At 70.3% G+C, this 17,317-nt stretch carries 12 protein-coding genes; 7 read left to right on the top strand and 5 right to left on the bottom strand.

Going from position 1 to position 17,317, the window contains the following annotated elements; translation table 11 throughout:
* Positions 1–116 precede the first annotated feature (116 nt).
* The 3 genes from mctP to ACFVWD_RS49210 form a co-directional block, all read right to left on the bottom strand.
* Positions 117–1,727 (bottom strand): monocarboxylate uptake permease MctP, encoded by a 1,611-nt coding sequence (gene mctP / locus ACFVWD_RS49220; RefSeq protein ID WP_389604997.1) that lies wholly within the window; start codon positions 1,725–1,727, stop codon positions 117–119.
* Positions 1,724–2,005 (bottom strand): DUF3311 domain-containing protein, encoded by a 282-nt coding sequence (locus tag ACFVWD_RS49215; protein WP_095852672.1) that lies wholly within the window; start codon positions 2,003–2,005, stop codon positions 1,724–1,726. Before ACFVWD_RS49215 ends, mctP begins: the two co-directional genes overlap by 4 nt.
* A gap of 670 nt (positions 2,006–2,675) precedes the next feature.
* Positions 2,676–3,440 carry a GntR family transcriptional regulator gene (locus tag ACFVWD_RS49210; protein WP_389604996.1) on the bottom strand — a complete coding sequence of 255 codons (765 nt, stop codon included), beginning with the start codon at positions 3,438–3,440 and terminating at the stop codon, positions 2,676–2,678.
* 425 nt (positions 3,441–3,865) lie between these two features.
* Between ACFVWD_RS49210 and ACFVWD_RS49205 the strand changes: the two genes are divergently transcribed.
* The 4 genes from ACFVWD_RS49205 to ACFVWD_RS49190 all read left to right on the top strand — a co-directional run bounded on the left by ACFVWD_RS49205 (position 3,866) and on the right by ACFVWD_RS49190 (position 9,156).
* A complete protein-coding gene (locus ACFVWD_RS49205; RefSeq protein WP_389604995.1) occupies positions 3,866–5,152 on the top strand; it encodes an extracellular solute-binding protein in 1,287 nt (428 codons plus the stop codon).
* A 651-nt stretch (positions 5,153–5,803) separates the two neighbouring features.
* Positions 5,804–6,790 (top strand): carbohydrate ABC transporter permease, encoded by a 987-nt coding sequence (locus tag ACFVWD_RS49200; RefSeq protein ID WP_389604993.1) that lies wholly within the window; start codon positions 5,804–5,806, stop codon positions 6,788–6,790.
* On the top strand, positions 6,787–7,635 hold the full coding sequence (locus ACFVWD_RS49195) for a carbohydrate ABC transporter permease (protein WP_389604992.1): 849 nt from the start codon (positions 6,787–6,789) through the stop codon (positions 7,633–7,635). Before ACFVWD_RS49200 ends, ACFVWD_RS49195 begins: the two co-directional genes overlap by 4 nt.
* Positions 7,636–7,644: 9 nt before the next feature.
* A complete protein-coding gene (locus tag ACFVWD_RS49190; RefSeq protein ID WP_389604990.1) occupies positions 7,645–9,156 on the top strand; it encodes a glycoside hydrolase family 3 protein in 1,512 nt (503 codons plus the stop codon).
* Positions 9,157–9,257: 101 nt separating this feature from the next.
* Here the strand turns inward: ACFVWD_RS49190 and nagB are convergent, their stop codons facing one another.
* Positions 9,258–10,043, bottom strand: a complete 786-nt coding sequence (gene nagB, locus ACFVWD_RS49185) for a glucosamine-6-phosphate deaminase (RefSeq protein WP_389604989.1) — start codon at positions 10,041–10,043, stop codon at positions 9,258–9,260.
* A gap of 474 nt (positions 10,044–10,517) precedes the next feature.
* On the opposite strand from nagB, the gene ACFVWD_RS49180 reads away from it, so the two are divergent.
* The 3 genes from ACFVWD_RS49180 to ACFVWD_RS49170 all read left to right on the top strand — a co-directional run bounded on the left by ACFVWD_RS49180 (position 10,518) and on the right by ACFVWD_RS49170 (position 16,552).
* Positions 10,518–13,406 carry an AAA family ATPase gene (locus ACFVWD_RS49180; RefSeq protein ID WP_389604987.1) on the top strand — a complete coding sequence of 963 codons (2,889 nt, stop codon included), beginning with the start codon at positions 10,518–10,520 and terminating at the stop codon, positions 13,404–13,406.
* 165 nt (positions 13,407–13,571) lie between these two features.
* Positions 13,572–14,648, top strand: coding sequence for an SIS domain-containing protein (locus ACFVWD_RS49175; RefSeq protein ID WP_168495408.1), 1,077 nt, complete (start codon positions 13,572–13,574; stop codon positions 14,646–14,648).
* A gap of 437 nt (positions 14,649–15,085) precedes the next feature.
* Positions 15,086–16,552: a sensor histidine kinase gene (locus ACFVWD_RS49170; RefSeq protein ID WP_101400579.1), complete on the top strand. Its 1,467-nt coding sequence runs from the start codon at positions 15,086–15,088 to the stop codon at positions 16,550–16,552.
* Between the two features lie 221 nt (positions 16,553–16,773).
* Here the strand turns inward: ACFVWD_RS49170 and ACFVWD_RS49165 are convergent, their stop codons facing one another.
* Positions 16,774–17,031, bottom strand: a complete 258-nt coding sequence (locus ACFVWD_RS49165; RefSeq protein ID WP_006380970.1) for a WhiB family transcriptional regulator — start codon at positions 17,029–17,031, stop codon at positions 16,774–16,776.
* Between the last annotated feature and the right edge of the window lie 286 nt (positions 17,032–17,317).

Here is a 17,317-nt window from a genome sequence, read left to right as displayed (position 1 = left end):
GCCTGGGGCGCCGGGGCGCAGCCCCGTGCCCCAGGGGCGCGGGGAACTGCGCGCCAAGCCCCCACCCACCCGCAGCCAACGCACCCAACCGGGGGTCTGGGGGCGGAGCCCCCGGCTCAGTGGGCGGAACCGGCCGTGGCCGGTGGGAGTTCCGTCTCGACGCCCGGGTCGCCCGCATCCGCCGTGTAGTCCTCCGGAGACGTCTCGTCGACGCCGTCGGGCGCGTTGAAGGCGCGGAGGGCGAAGGTGAGGACGACGCTGACCACGGCGTTCAGGACGAAGGCCGTCAGACCGATGTAGCCGATCTCCCCGATGCCCGGGATCTCCTTCGAACTGCCGCCGAAGTGCTTCTGGGTGGGAGAGGCGACCCCGTACGAGGCGAGCGTGCCGTACAGCATGCCCACCGCCCAGCCCCCGAGCAGCGCCCAGCGGTGGAACCAGCGGGTGAACAGGCCACCGACCAGCGCCGGGAAGGTCTGGAGGATCCAGATGCCGCCCAGGAGCTGGAAGTTGATCGCGACGGTCTTGTCCATCGTCAGGACGAAGACCAGCGCGCCGACCTTCACCAGCAGTGACACCAGCTTGGAGACCCTGGTCTCCTGCTGCGGGGTCGCGTCCGGCTTGATGAAGTCCTTGTAGATGTTGCGGGTGAAGAGGTTCGCGGCCGCGATGGACATGATGGCCGCGGGCACGAGTGCTCCGATGCCGATCGCCGCGAAGGCCACCCCCGCGAACCAGTCCGGGAACATGTTCTCGAAGAGCTGGGGGATGGCGAGCTGGCCGTTGGTGACCTTGACCCCGGCCGCGATCGCCATGAACCCGAGCAGGGCGAGCAGCCCCAGCATCAGGGAGTAGAGAGGCAGGATCGTGGTGTTGCGGCGGATCACCTCACGGCTGCGGCTGGAGAGCGTCGCCGTGATCGAGTGCGGGTACATGAACAGCGCGAGCGCCGACCCGAGCGCGAGCGTGGCGTACGTCCACTGGCCCGCTTCGGCGGGCACGAGCCCGCCCGCCCCCGCCGCCGTGTACTTGTCGCTCGCCGCCTTGAAGATCTCGTCGAACCCGCCCAGCTTGATCGGTATGTAGATGATGGCCACCGTGATCACGATGTAGATCAGGGTGTCCTTCACGAACGCGATCAGGGCGGGCGCCCGCAGCCCCGAGGAGTAGGTGTACGCGGCCAGCACGCCGAACGCGATGAGGAGCGGAAGGTCCTTCACGAACCAGTTCGTGTTCTCGCCGCCGCCCACGCCCATCACGTCCAGGACGGCCTGGATGCCGACCAGCTGGAGCGCGATGTACGGCATGGTGGCGAGGATGCCGGTCACGGCCACGGCGAGGGACAGGCCCTTCGAACCGAAGCGCCCGCGCACGAAGTCGGAGGTCGTCACGTACCCGTGCTTGTGGGAGACCGACCACAGGCGGGGGAGGAACGTGAAGATCAGCGGGTAGACGAGGATCGTGTACGGAACGGCGAAGAAGCCGGCCGCGCCTGCCGCGTAGATCGCCGCCGGTACGGCGACGAAGGTGTACGCCGTGTAGAGGTCGCCGCCGAGCAGGAACCAGGTGACCCAGGTGCCGAACGACCGTCCGCCCAGGCCCCATTCGTCGAGGCTGTGCTCGTCGTCCGCCCTGCGCCAGCGCGCGGCCAGGAAGCCCATGACCGTGACGGCCAGGAAGAAGAAGATGAAGACGCCGAGCGCGACGCCGTTCACACCGTCGTTCACTTCGCCGCACCCCCGCCCTGGGAGGCGCGGGCGCGCTGGTCACGCTGCCACAGCTGGTACGCGGTCACGGTGAGCGCCGTGGAGACGAGCACCCACAGCATCTGGTACCAGTAGAAGAACGGGATGCCGATGAACGCCGGGTCGGTCTTGGCGTAGGAGCCGACCCACAGCATCGCCACGAACGGGGCGATCAGGCACAGGGCGATGACCACCCGGATCGGTGTCACCACCGGCGGTTCGACCTTCGGCGCGTCTGAAACGTCTGACACGTCTGACATACGGCGGCTCCGTCTCCTCGCTGTTCACCTGTGCAATGCGCAGGCAATCTAGGCGACGGTGTCAGCCCAGCGGAACCCCTCGCCCGCATATCGGTCCGCACCGGGCTGATCGGCGCGACGAGGGTCCGGATGACATTGGTTCGAACCGTGTGCGGGGGGGCGGGCCCACGTTCCCGGCAGAGCCGGGCAATCGTTCCGTGGTCGCGCAAATCATTCATGATCATCGCATTCCGAATCCGGTGGAGCCAATGGACTTCCCGAATTGCGCACGATATTTGCGGAAGCCTGGATTCCTGATTCCTCATGCCCCGGAGTGAAGGGTGGTGTTGGCGCACTCGGTGTCACCGTGCTCCGGCGGGGGTCGGCTGTGGACCACCAGCGGAGACAGCACCAGCTACAAGACATCCAATCTCTCGTTCAACGAGGGCGCTCGAGGGCGCTCTGGGTGGACACCTGCGGCGCCTGCGCGTACGTCACCGCCTGGTCGGGTCGCGAGAGGGCGGCTCGGCGGGTTGGTGAGCTGTCGATTCGCGCATGCGACAGATGCGCCAGTAGAGCCGGCTCCGGCATTACTGGCGCATCTGCCTTGCTTTGTGCCGACGAGTCTCGCGGCGAATTTCCCGAGTCGTCCGGACGTCATGCGCGAGAAAAATACGAACTCGCCTTGACCTCAGGGATTCGGGCGGCTCAGCCTCGCCACGAACTTGTAGCGGTCTCCGCGGTAGACGGACCGTACCCACTCCACCGGCTTCCCCTCCCGGTCCAGTGAATGGCGGGAAAGCATCAGCATCGGCAGGCCCACGTCCGTGCCGAGCAGGCCCGCCTCGCGCGGGGTGGCCAGCGACGTCTCGATGGTCTCCTCGGCCTCCGCCAGGTGGACGTCGTACACCTCCGCGAGCGCCGTGTACAGCGAGGTGTACTTGACCAGCGACCGGCGCAGTGCGGGGAAGCGCTTGGCGGACAGGTGCGTCGTCTCGATCGCCATCGGCTCGCCGCTCGCCAGCCGCAGTCGCTCGATGCGCAGCACCCGGCCGCCGGCCGAGATCTCGAGCAGCCCGGCGAGGGTGTCGTCGGCGGTGATGTAGCCGATGTCCAGCAGCTGCGAGGTCGGTTCGAGGCCCTGGGCGCGCATGTCCTCGGTGTACGAGGTGAGTTGGAGCGCCTGGGAGACCTTGGGCTTGGCGACGAAGGTGCCCTTGCCCTGGATGCGTTCGAGGCGGCCCTCGACGACCAGTTCCTGGAGGGCCTGGCGCACGGTGGTGCGCGAGGTGTCGAACTCGGCGGCGAGGGTGCGCTCGGGCGGTACCGGCGTGCCGGGCGGCAGTGTCTCCGTCATATCGAGCAGGTGCTTCTTGAGGCGGTAGTACTTGGGCACGCGCGCGGTACGGATGGGGGTCCCACCCTCGTTCTCCGCACTGCTGACGTCGGTGCTCATGCTCTGCCTTCCCGGCTCCGGGTGCCGAAGCGACCGACATCCCGCCGGTCACGGCTCACATCGTGGCACGGCTTCGTGTGTGAGTGTCCCCCCGCACGCTCCGTGATCCCCTCTATATACCGTCGGCGTACCCGTTGGTCTAGTCCATAGCGTCGACTCGGGGTGGCCGAGAGGCGCGCGAGGCCGGTGAACGGCCTCGCCGTTTATGCCACTTACCTACTTAAAGGTCCTTGCATATGTAGGTCCCATAACGGACGACCAGTCGGGCTTACACACCCTTGACACCCCTCTAGGTCTAGGCCAAGCTCCCCGTACTGGTCTACACCATTGGTCCAGTCCCAGTCCCACGGGCAGTACTCGGCAGCGCTTCGGCATGTGTCACCGCGGTGGGCAGGGGGGTTTATGGCATCCCTGAGGAGGGTGACGTGAAGCGGAAGCTGGCAGCCGCGATCGGTATCGCGGGCATGATGGTCTCCATCGCGGCGTGCGGGAGCAGCGACAACAAGTCCGGGGGGTCGGACAAGGGCGCGGACGCGAAGGCGCTGACCATCTGGCTCACGGTGGACGCGCAGAACAACTGGCCCGAGCTGGTGAAGGCCGCCGACGCGGCGGTGCAGAAGGCGCACCCGGGCGTCAAGATCAACCACGAGTACTACGGCTGGCCGGACAAGAACACCAAGCTCGACGCGGTCCTCGCCACCGACAAGGCGCCCGACGTGGTCGAGATGGGCAACACCGAGATGCTCGGCTACATGGTCAAGGGCGCCTTCGCCCCCATCGACGCGTCGAAGCTCGACAACTCGGCCGCGTGGCTGGACGGCCTGAAGGCCTCCGTCACCTACGACGGCAAGACCTACGGCGTGCCGTACTACGCCGGTGGCCGCGTCGGCAACTGGCGCAAGGACGTGGCGGCTTCGGTCGGTGTCAAGACGCCCCCGAAGACGTACACCGAGCTCATCTCCGACCTGGACAAGATCCAGAAGAAGGAGGGGAGCAAGTTCAGCGCCTGGTACCAGCCGACGCGTGACTGGTACGCCGCGATGTCCTTCGTCTACGACGCCGGCGGCTCCATCGCCAAGGAGGACGGCGGCCAGTGGAAGGCCAGCCTGTCGTCTCCGGAGTCCATCAAGGGACTCAACGACTGGAAGACCATCGTCGACAAGTACATGCACGGCGACAAGACCAAGGACGAGTCCGACCGGTACATCGTCTACGGCCAGGGCAAGTCCGCCATGATCTTCGGCGCCGCGTGGGAGGGTGCGAGCTCCGAGGACCCGAAGAGCGACAAGACCGGCAAGCTCAAGGGCAACCTCGAGAACTTCGTGATGCCCGGCCCGTCCGGCAAGAACCTCCCCGTCTTCCTCGGCGGTTCCGACCTCGCCGTCCCGGTGAAGTCCAAGGCGCAGGCGCTCGCCGCCGAGTGGATCAACGCCTTCACGGGCTCCGCCGGTCAGAAGGGTCTGATGGCCAAGGGCAACCTGCCCAACAACAAGACCGACCTCGCCACCCTCAAGAACGACCCGGCGACCGTGGTTCCGGCCACCGCGGCCGAGTCCAACTGGTTCGTGCCGATGGCTCCCGGCTGGGGCCAGGTCGAGAAGGCCCAGGTCCTGCAGACCATGCTGCAGAACATCGGCACCGGCAAGCAGTCGGTCGAGGCCGCCGCGAAGGACGCGGACGCCGCGATCGACAAGGTCATCAACACCAAGTGACGTGAGCGCGGGACGGGGTGGGACCCCGGGGCACGTCCGGGGCTTCGCCCGGGGTGCGTCCAGGAGGTGCCTCCGGGGGCACGTCCGAGTACATCCGGGGCGATCCCGGGATGTTCTCGGGCGTGCCTGCCGGGGCCCTTTGGGCCCAGGTTCCCACCGCTACCCGCACGACCACGCGGGACCCTGCGACGTACGACTGCGCGGGGCCCCGGCCACGTACGACCGTGCGAGGCCGGGGCCGCCGCGTACGAGCCGGGCGGCCCCGGCCGGAACCGACGACCGCACGGGTTCGGACCGTGCGCGACCCGCGCCGGACGCCGACCGAGCAGAACCGGGCGGTGCCGCTCGCGCAGGACCGACAGGGCCTGTCCCGGCGAGCGACCCGTGTACGACGCCTGGGCCCGCCACCGTGCATGACCTGCGTGGGGCGTCCCGTGCGCGACCCTGCGCGGGCTCGGACCGTGTACGACCGCGAGGGTCCGTCCTCGCGCAGACCGTGCGGAGACGGGCCGCGTACGACCGTGCGAGGCGCCGGCCGCGTACGGCCCGGGCGTGTTGCGCCTGTGTTCGACCGTGTGGGGCCTGCCCCGCGTACGACCCCGTGCGGGGCTTCGACCACGTACGACCTGAGGGACCGCTGAGGAGCGCGCGATGAGTGCCGCAGACACGACCACCCCCGCCAAGGTGCCGCCGCCGCGGCAGGCACCGCCACCGGCTCTCCCCAAGGCGCCACGCAGAAGGCGGACCTCGGGCGCGGGGGCGGTCCCCTGGGCCCTGCTCGCGCCCTGTCTGCTGATCCTCGCGCTGGTCATGGGATATCCCCTGGTCCGCCTGGTCACTCTCTCCTTCCAGAAGTTCGGACAGTCCCAGCTGTGGGGCTTCCAGCCGGCCGAGTCGGTCGGCTTCGACAACTTCGGCAAGGTGCTGGGCGACAGCGAGTTCTGGACGGTCGTCGTCCGCACGATCGTCTTCGCCGGCGGGTCCGTCGTCCTCACCATGGTCCTCGGCATGCTGATCGCGCTGCTCCTCCAGCGCGTCTCGGGCTGGGTGAAGACGCTGATCAACATCGCGCTGGTGGCCAGCTGGGGCATGCCCATCATCGTGGCCACCACCGTCTTCAAGTGGCTCTTCGACTCCGACTACGGCGTCTTCAACGCGCTGCTGAGCAAGCTGCCGGGCGTCGACATGATCGGCCACAACTGGTTCGCCAGCGGCCCCCAGGGACTGGCCGTGATCATGCTCCTGGTGGTGTGGGGCGCGGTGCCGTTCGTCGTCATCACGCTCAGCGCGGGGCTGACCCAGGTGCCGAGCGAACTGGAGGAGGCGGCCCGGCTGGACGGCGCCGGCGCGTGGGGCGTCTTCCGTTACGTCACGCTCCCGATCCTCAAGCCCATCATCGTGATGCTCACGACGCTCTCCGTCATCTGGGACATGGGCGTCTTCCCGCAGGTCTTCGTGATGCGGGGCGGCCACCCTGAGGCGGAGTTCCAACTGCTCACCACGTACTCCTACGACCGCGCCTTCGTCGTCAACGACTACGCGCAGGGGTCGGCGATCGCCCTGCTGACCGTGTTGTTGCTGCTGGGCGTGGTCGCCGTGTACATGCGTCAGATGCTGCAGATCGGAGAGGTCGAATGAGCACCCTCGCCACGGCGGGCCGGCGCCGGGGGAAGTCCAAGCTCGGCTGGAACCTCCTCGGCCTCCTCGCCTTCGTCATCGTGGGCTTCCCCGTCTACTGGATGCTGAACACGGCGTTCAAGCCGGCGAAGGACGCCATCGACCCGGACCCGAGCCTGCTCCCCACGGGGCTCACGCTCGACAACTTCCGTCGCGCGCTGGACATCGCGGACTTCTGGGGCCCCGTCGGCCGCAGCCTGATCGTCTCCCTGTCGGTCGTCGTGATCGGCGTCGTGGTGGGGATGCTGGCCGCGCTGGCCATCTCCCGCTTCGCCTTCCGCGGCCGCAAGATCGTGATCGTCGGCATCCTCGCGGTCCAGATGGTCCCGCTGGTCGCGATGATCATCCCGGTCTTCCTGCTGCTCAACGACCTGAACCAGTACGACAAGCTCTCCGGCCTGATCATCACGTACCTGACCTTCGTCCTGCCCTTCACCGTGTGGACGCTGCGCGGCTTCATCGTCAACATCCCGAAGGAGCTGGAGGAGGCGGCCATGGTCGACGGCTGCTCGCGCACGGGAGCCTTCATACGGGTGGTCTTCCCGCTGCTGGCGCCCGGCATGGTCGCCACGTCCGTGTACGCGTTCATCCAGGCCTGGAACGAGTACATCTACGCCCTGATGCTCATGAGCCAGGAGCACCAGACCGCCACCGTCTGGCTCGGCAACTTCACCACCAAGCACGGCACCGAGTACGCCCCGATGATGGCCGGCGCCACGATGATGGCCGTGCCGATCGTCGTGCTCTTCCTCATCGTCCAGCGCAAGATGGCCGCGGGGCTGACCGCGGGCGCCGTGAAGGGATAACGCCACCCGATGACGACACTCGCCAGTGGTACGACCGCGTCCTCTTCCGACAAGAACGGCTTGGCACGCGACGCGCTCACCGTCCTCCAGCCCGGCTTCACCGGAACCACCGCCCCCGACTGGCTGCTGCGCCGTCTCGGCGAAGGGCTCGCCGCCGTCGGCCTGTTCGGCCGGAACATCGTCTCGCCCGAACAACTCGCGGCCCTGACCGCCCAGTTGCGCGCGGAGCGCGACGACGTCCTGGTCGCCATCGACGAGGAGGGCGGCGACGTCACCCGCCTCGAGGTCCGCGCCGGCTCCTCCTACCCCGGCAACCACGCGCTGGGCGCGGTCGACGACGTGGAGCTGACCCGGGAGGTGGCCTCGGCACTCGGCCACCGCCTCGCCGCCTGCGGGGTGAACCTGAACTGGGCCCCCTCCGCGGACGTGAACTCCAATCCCGACAACCCGGTCATCGGCGTACGGTCCTTCGGCGCCGACACCGACCTGGTGGCCCGGCACACCGCCGCCTACGTCACCGGCCTCCAGTCCGCGGGCGTCGCGGCCTGCACCAAGCACTTCCCCGGCCACGGCGACACCGCTGTCGACTCGCACCACGCGCTGCCGCGCATCGACGCCGACCTGTCGGTCATCGAGGCCCGCGAACTCGCCCCGTTCCGTGCCGCGATCGCCGCGGGCACGCGCGCCGTGATGAGCGCGCACATCCTGGTCCCGGCGCTGGACCCGGATCGTCCGGCCACCCTCTCCCGCCGCATCCTCACCGGCCTGCTCCGCGAGGAACTCGGCTACGACGGCCTCATCGTCACCGACGGCATGGAGATGCAGGCCATCGCCGGGACGTACGGCATCGAGCGGGGCAGCGTCCTCGCCATCGCGGCCGGCGCGGACGCGATCTGCGTGGGCGGCGGGCTCGCGGACGACGAGACGGTACGGCGTCTGCGCGACGCCCTCGTCACGGCGGTGCGCACCGGTGAACTCCCCGAGGAGCGCCTCCTGGACGCGGCGGAGCGGGTACGGGCGCTGGCCCGTTGGACGGCGGCGGCCTCCGCGGCCCCGCAGGCCGCCGAGCGGGAGCCGGCCGACGTGGGGCTCGTCGCCGCCCGACGCGCGCTGACGGTGACACGCGCGCCGTCGTACGAGCCGGTGGGCGCAGCGCCGTTCGTCGCCGCCTTCACCCCGGTGGCGAACATCGCCGTCGGTGACGAGACCCCCTGGGGCGTGGCCGCGGAACTGGCCCGGCTGCTGCCCGGCACGCAGACGGGCAGCTTCGCGGGGGAGGGGGCGGCAACGGCGGCCCTGGCCGCCGCGGGCAGCCGCCGCGTGGTCGCCGTCGTCCGCGACGAGCACCGGCACCCCTGGATGGCGACCGCCCTGGACACACTGTTGCGGGAACGCCCCGACACGATCGTGGTCGAGATGGGCATCCCCCAGGCCCCGCCCCGAGGCGCCCTCCACATCGCCACGCACGGCGCGGCGAGGGTGTGCGGCCGGGCGGCGGCGGAGGTCATCGCGGGCGAGTGACGGCCTGCGAGACGGAAGACAAGGAAGGTGCCGGACCCCAGGGGCCCGGCACCTTCCTTGTTTCCTTCTTCCCCTTCGCGCTTCTCTTCGCGCCCTCGGGGTCAGATCCCCTGCCAGTCCGGCTTGTTCGCGAACGTGTGCCGGAAGTAGTCCGCCAGCTTCAGCTTGGACGCGGCGGCCTCGTCCACGACGACCGTGGCGTGCCGGTGCAGCTGGAGCGCCGAGGCGGGGCACACCGCGGCCACCGGCCCCTCCACGGTCGCCGCGACCGCGTCCGCCTTGCCCTCACCCGTGGCCAGCAGGACGAGATGCCGCGCCTCCAGGATCGTGCCGATGCCCTGGGTCATGACGTGATGCGGCACCTGCTCGATGTCGCCCCCGAAGAATCGCGCGTTGTCGACCCGGGTCTGCTCGGTCAGCGTCTTGATCCGGGTCCGCGAGACGAGCGAGGAGCAGGGCTCGTTGAACCCGATGTGCCCGTCGGTGCCGATCCCGAGCAGCTGGAGGTCGACGCCACCGGCCGTGGCCAGCGCCTTGTCGTACGCCTCGCACGCGGCCTGGACGTCCTCGGCGGTGCCGTCCGGGCCCATGAACGCGTCCATGCCCAACCCCAGCGGTTCGAGCACCTCGCGCCGCAGCACCGACCGGTACGACTCGGGGTGCTCGGCCGGCAGCCCCACGTACTCGTCGAGCTGGGCGATCCGCGCCCGCGAGGCGTCCACGGCACCGGAGCCCACCCTCGCCGCCAGTGCCTGGTAGATGGGCAGCGGCGTCGAGCCGGTGGCCACGCCGAGCAGAGCGTCGGGCTTGCGCCGGAGCAGCTCCGCCATGGCCGCGGCGATCAGCTCGCCGCCCGCCTTGGCATCGGGAACGATGACAACTTCCACGCTGGGCCTGCCGATCTGGAGAGGGGCTCGCCGGGAACCGTGAGGGAACACGTGTGGTGTAGACCAATCTAGCAAAGGTGTCCCGCCCACGGCCCGTCGCCGGGTCCTCGACGCATCGGCTCCTGGACGCATCGATGCATGGGTGCATCGGCTCCTCGACACATCGGCGATGGCGGTGTCCGCGATTCCCCCCGGGGTACGGCGGTCAGGCTCACGGCGACGACAGGGCACCGCCCCCGCAGACGGCGCCTTCCCCCGTCCCTGTCGTCGCCCTCGCCCCTCCCCCGAGCAGACCCAGTCAAATCGCCCTGGCGGGAACGGGCATCCGTAGATTCACGGACCCCGACTACGCAATGCGCCGCGAGCATCCCGCCGCGGCCGGTTTGTCGGTGCCGTGCGACAGGAATCTTCAAGGGGTGTCACCACGGGCGGGGGAGGGACACACGGCGGAATGGGGGAGGGATGGATACGGGCATGGCGACGGACCGGGCGGCCGACGGGGACCGTACGCCCCTCGTCGGCAGGGCGGCGGAGCTGGAGCGACTCGAGCGATTACTCGACGGGTCGGCTCGCGCGGACCACGGACCGGCGGTGGTCGACCTCACCGGTGACGCGGGCATCGGCAAGAGCCGACTGGTCCACGAGCTGTGCGTACGGGCCGAGCGGCGCGGGTCGACCGTACTGCGCGGCCGGGCCACGGAGTACGAACGCCACATCCCCTTCCAGCCGTTCACCGACGCCCTCGCCGACCTCGACCCCGCCGCGCTAGCCACCTTCCCGGCCGCCGCCGAGGTCGCCCCGGTGCTGGGCGCCACCCCGCGCCTGGCCGACCGCTTCAGCCTCCACCGCGCCACCGCCGCCCTGCTGGCCCACGTCGGAGCCTCGCCGACGGTGCTCGTCCTCGACGACATGCACTGGGCGGACGCCGCCTCCCTGGAACTGCTCGACCACCTCGTACGCCATCCCGTGCGCGCCCCGGTCCTCCTGGTCGTCGCACGCCGCGCCCGCCAGACCCCGGCCCCGCTCGCCGCGGCCCTCGCCAGGGGCGCGGACACCGGCGCGGTGCGGCGCATCGAGCTGGGCCCGCTCCGCGAACGCGAGTCCGTCGAAGGGCTCGCCCCCGACCTGCCGCGCACCGAGGCCGCCGAACTCTTCGCGGCCAGCGAGGGCAACCCCCTCTACCTCCTCACCCTCCTGCACGCGCACCGCGAGGGAGCCCCGCTGAGCCGCCTCTCCACGACCGGCCTGGGAGCGCTCCTCCTCGACGAACTGACCCCGCTGACGCCCGCGCAGCTGCGCGTGACCGAGGTCGTCGCGGCACTCGGCGCCCACGCCACGACCTCGATGCTCGGCCCCGTGACCGGCCGCGACGACGCCGAGCTCGCCGTCGACCTGGCGGCGCTGGTCCGGCGGGATCTGCTGCGCACGGGCCCGGACGGGCGGCTGGCCCTGCGGCACCCGGTCCTGCGCAGCCTCGTCCACGAGAGCATCGCCCCCTGGCTGCGCACCCGGATCCACGGCCTGGCCGCCGCCGAACTGACCCGCGTGGGCGCCCCGGTGGCCGAGCGGGCCCACCACGCCGAGCGCTCGCTGTCCGGCTGGGACCCGCCGACCGCCGCCGTCCTGATCGAGGCCGCCGAACAGGCCGCCCACACCGCCCCCGCCAGCTGCGCACACTGGCTGGACGTGGTGCTGCGCCATCTCCCGCACACACCCGAACACGCTCCCCGGCGCCAGACCCTGACCCTGACCCGGGCCCGCGCCCTGGGCGCCTGCGGCCAACTCCGCGAGAGCCGCGACCTGCTGCACACCCTGATCGCCCTGCCCGACCGGACCGGCGCCGCCCACCACGGCTCCGACACGGCCGACGGCTCCGGCGTGCGGGCGGCCGCGGTCGTGCTGTGCGCCGTCATGGAGCGCCATCTCGGCCGGTACGCGGAGGCGGTCGCGCTCCTGCGTCGCGAACTGCACCGCAGTCCGGGCCCCTCACCGGCCGACGCCGTGGCACTGGGCCTGGAACTCGGCTCCTCCGCACCGCACGACACCTCCTACCCGACCGTACGGGCCGATGTCGCCCGGACCCTGTCCACGGCCCGCGACCTCGGGGACGAGGCCGCCGAGGCGTGCGCGCTGGCCGTCGCCGCGCTCGGCGAGGCGTACGAGGGGGACATGGTCGCGGCCGGCGGCTACGCCCACCAGGCCGGGGCTCTCGTGGACTCGCTCCCCGACGACGACCTCACCGGCCTGTGCGAGCCGCTCGCCCGGCTCGGCTGGGCCGAGGCGTTCCTCGAACGCTTCGCCGACGCCGAACGGCACGCCGACCGGGGCCTGGCGATCGCCCGGCGCACCGGACAGCTCTACCTCCTTCCGCATCTGCTGCTGTGCAAGGCACACATCCGGATCCAGGTCTGTCGACTGCCCTCGGCCGTCGAGCTGTCGGAGGAGGCCGAGGACATCGCCCGCGGCATCGGCAGCGACGAACTGCTGGCCTTCGTCCTCGGCACCAAGGCCCACGCGCTGATCGCCGCCTGCCCACCCGGCGATCCCCGGCCGCTCGCCATGGCCGAGGCGGCGGTGTCCGCGGCCGGCCTCGGCGGCAACTGGTGGGCCTCGATCGCCTGGTGCATGCTCGGCTACGCGGCCCTGGTCGGCGGCGACCCGGACCGGGCCCGGGACGCGCTGCTCCACGCGGGCGGCCCAGGCCTGCACGGTCTCCAACCCTCCATGCGCCCTCTGTTCCTGGAGATCCTCGTGACCGCGGCCGTCGCCACGGGCGACCACGACGCGGCCGACGCCTGGGCCGAACGGGCCCGCAAGGAGGCCGAACAACTCGACCTGCCCATCCAGCGCGCCTCCGCCCTGCGCAGCGCCGCCCACATCCCGCTGGGCCAGGGCGACCCGAACGCGGCGGCCGAACTCTTCGCCGGGGCCGCCGCCGAGAGCGCTCGCAGCGGGGCCGCGTTCTGGGAGGCGTACTCCCTGCTCCTCGGCGCCCCCGTGCTGGCGACCGCCCCGACCGACCCACGCCGGGGCGCGGCAGCCTGGCACCGGGGACAGCGACTGGCCGCCGCCGGGGGTGCCCACATGCTGACCGGCCTGGCCGAACTGATCCAGCCCGAGGTGACCCGGGCCGCCGAGGCGCCCGGACGCGGCCTCGCAACCCTCACGACCCGTGAACGGGAGGTCGCCGAACTGGTCGCCCAGGGCCTCACCAGCCCCGCGATCGCGCAACGGCTCTCTTTGAGCCACCGCACGGTCGAGACCCACCTGTCCCGCGTCTACCGCAAAACCGGCGTCTCCTCCCGAGCGGCCCTCGCCACCCTCCTCACCCGCCGCCCGGACGCCCGCTTCCCACCCCCATGAGTAGCGGCACACCCGATAAAGCCCTGCCCACGGGCGATGAGATGCTGATACCGATCCCCCGCGATCCGCATCGCAAGCACCGCACGCACCACCCCGTACCACCGCGCACCACCCCGCACCGGCCCACGGTCGACGCGTACGACCGGAACGTCCCCAGGAGGCCCCATGTCCGCCCCTACCCCGGACCCCCGGACCGACGACGACCGCCCGGGTCGGATCATGGCCCGGGAGATGGCCGAGCAGCCCGACGTGCTGCGCCGGATCCTGGAGGCGGGCGCGCCGCGGATCCAGGAAGTGGCCCGGCAGATCGCGGCCCGCGAACCCCGCTTCGTGCTGCTCACCGCCCGCGGCACCTCCGACAACGCCGCCCTGTACGCGAAGTACCTGCTGGAGATCCAGCTGGGCCTGCCGTGCGGGCTCACCTCGATGTCGACGACCACGGCGTACGGCGCGCGGCCCGATCTCACCGACGTCCTGGTCATCACCGTCAGCCAGTCCGGCGGCTCCCCGGACCTGGTCGCCTCGACCCGGGCCGCCCGTGAGGCCGGCGCCATCACGCTCGCGGTGACCAACAACCCGGACTCACCGCTGGCGGCCGTCTCCGAGTACCACCTCGACATCATGGCCGGACCCGAGAAGGCCCTGCCCGCCACCAAGACCTACACGGCCTCCCTGCTCACCCTCTATCTCTTCGTCGAGGGACTGCGCGGCGGCGACGGCGCCGCGGCCAAGGTGCTGCCCGATCTCGCCGCGCACCTTCTCACCCGCCAGGACGAGATCCGCACGCTCGCCTCCCGCTACCGCTTCGCCGAGCGCATGGTGATCACCTCGCGCGGCTACGGCTACCCCACGGCCAAGGAAGCCGCCCTGAAGCTGATGGAGACCAGCTACATCCCCGCCCTCTCGTACTCCGGCGCCGATCTGCTGCACGGCCCCCTCGCCATGGTCGACAACATCTCCCCGGTCATCGCGGTCGTCACCGACGGCAAGGGCGGCGAGGCGCTCCAGCCCGTGCTCGACCGGCTGCGCGGGCGCGGCGCCGACCTGGTCGTCATCGGCCCCCGGGCCCAGGTGGAACAGGCCTCGGCCGGGTTCGTCCTGCCCACCGAGGGCGTGGCCGAGGAACTCCAGCCGATCCTTGAGATCCTTCCGCTCCAGCTCCTGGCCTACGAGGTCACCATCGCCCGCGGCCAGGACCCGGACGCGCCGCGCGCCCTGGCGAAGGTGACGGAGACCCGCTGACCGAGGCCATCCGGCCCCATTCATGAGCCGATCCGGCCCCCACCGGCGGCCGAACCGGGCTAGTCTGCGTGGTGGATGCTGTTGGAAGTTCGATAAAGAGACAACAACAAACATCCGCCGACGCATGGACGCGACACGTGGTCTAGTCCACAATGTGAAGGTAAAGCCTTCGATCGACGAAGCGTCGCTTACGGCGAGGCGTTGATCCGCACAAGCATCCGTCTTCCCCGCACAGGAAGGCGGACCGAGGAACCGGCGCTCTCTGCCCTGACTGCTCCGGGTCCTCTCCTTCGGCCGATCGGGACCGCACACCCCGCGGCCGTTGCTGCTCCGGGCTGCGGTGCCGGGAGGGTTGAGGGTCCCTCCCAGGCGCCGCGGCCCGCGGGTGTTTTCGGAGCCGGGCCAAAGCCCCAGGTACGCTCGCACATGTGCCCTCCATGAACGACCTCGTCCGCCAGCACACCGCTCTCGGTGACTCCGATCTCGAGTGGTTGCATCTGCTGGTCTCGGAGTGGCAGTTGCTCTCCGACCTCTCCTTCGCCGACCTCGTGCTGTGGGTTCCCACCCGCGACGGCACCCGTTATGTCTCCGTGGCGCAGATGCGGCCCAACACCGGCCCGACCTCGTACCAGGACGACATGGTCGGCCACCTCGTCCCACGCGGCCGCCGCCCCTTGCTGGACGCCGCGCTGGACGAGGGACGGATCGTGCGCGAGGGCGACCCCGAGTGGCGGGAGGAGGTGCCGGTACGGGTCGAGTCCATTCCGGTACGGCGGGAGGGGCGCGTCCTCGGTGTCATCGCGCGCAACACCAATCTCCTCACCGTGCGCACCCCGAGCCGGCTGGAGCTGACCTACCTCCAGAGCGCGTCCGACCTCGCCCAGATGATCGCCGCCGGCTCCTTCCCGTTCTCCGGTCAGCAGGTCGACATGGACGCCTCGCCGCGGGTCGGCGACGGGCTGATCCGCCTCGACGCGGACGGCATCGTCCAGTACGCGTCCCCGAACGCGCTGTCGGCGTACCACCGCCTCGGCCTCGCCTCCGACCTGGTGGGCCACCACCTCGGTGTGACCACCGCCGAACTCGCCCCGTCCCGCGGTCCGGTGGACGAGGCGCTGTCCAAGGTCGCCAGCGGCTGGGCACCCCGCGAGTTCGAGATCGAGAGCGGCGACGGGGTGATCCAACTGCGCGCGATCCCGCTCAAGCCGAAGGGCACCCGGGTCGGTTCGCTCGTCCTGCTGCGCGACGTCACCGAACTGCGGCGCCGAGAACGCGAGTTGATCACCAAGGACGCGACCATCCGGGAGATCCACCACCGGGTCAAGAACAACCTTCAGACGGTGGCGGCGCTGCTGCGGCTCCAGGCTCGGCGCATCGAGTCGGAGCGCGGCCGTGAGGCCCTGGAGGAGGCCGTACGCCGGGTCGGCTCGATCGCCATCGTGCATGAGACGCTGTCTCAGAACCTGGACGAGCGGGTGGAGTTCGACGAGATCGCCGACCGGGTGCTCGCCATGGTCGCCGAGATCTCGCCCGGCAAGGTCACCGGCCGTCGCACCGGCCGCTTCGGAATACTCGACGCCGAGGTCGCCACCCCGCTCTCCATGGTCCTCACCGAGATCCTTCAGAACGCGCTGGAGCACGGCTTCCGCGAAGGCGACCGGGGCACGGTCGAGGTCTCGGCGGTCCGCGGCGGCACCAGCAAGGAGACCCGCCTGCTGGTCACCGTCCAGGACGACGGCGTCGGTCTCCCGGAGGGCTTCGACCCGCACCGCTCGGGCAACCTCGGTCTGCAAATCGTACGGACGCTGGTGGAGGGCGAGTTGGGGGGCAGCTTCGACATGGTGGCGGCCCCGGAGCGCGGCACGCAGGTCATCCTGGACATTCCGGTACGGGCGCACAAGTAGGACTACACGTACGAGTGCGAGCAGAAGTGCGAGTAGAGGTACAAGTAGAAGTGTCTGACGCACCCACAGGTCGTGCATGACAGTGGCCCCGGACCAGAAGGTCCGGGGCCACTGCTTACGTTGCTATGCGCATCGGGGGTACTGCGCGCTGCGGCTCGGGGGCGGGAGATGCGTACTCGCTGTACGCGCCGCCGGGCTCAGGCTCGTTACGGGGTGGGGTGTCAGGCGGTGGCCTGACGAGCCCGGTTGCGGGCGGCGCGGCGCTTCATCGCACGACGCTCGTCCTCGCTGAGGCCACCCCAGACGCCGGAGTCCTGGCCGGACTCGAGCGCCCACTGCAGGCACTGCTCCATGACGGGGCAGCGGCGGCAGACGGCCTTGGCTTCCTCGATCTGCAGCAGCGCAGGACCGGTGTTGCCGATGGGGAAGAAGAGCTCGGGGTCTTCCTCGCGGCAAACGGCGTTGTGACGCCAGTCCATGGCTGCTACCTCTCCTTGGTATTACATGCACGTTGCTTGTGAATGTGAACGCTTTCACGAATCCCTCAACAAGTGAAGGGCCGACTGCCAGGATTCCCTGACGTGGTCCTGTGATTTGAGGAGGGGTTCTGGCTCTCTGTGGGGCCGATGTTGCGGGCCGTCCCGATCGCCACGTAGAGACTCGCAAACCTCAGCGGCGGATACAACCCCTTCCGGAAAGTTTTTTTTGATTCCTCGGTGTCGACTAGGTCACAGCCGTACTTCCATGGGGTGGACCCTGGTCTAA

This window comes from Streptomyces sp. NPDC058086 (assembly GCF_042885015.1).
Lineage (GTDB): Bacteria > Actinomycetota > Actinomycetes > Streptomycetales > Streptomycetaceae > Streptomyces.
This window is presented reverse-complemented; position numbering and strand designations above follow the sequence as displayed.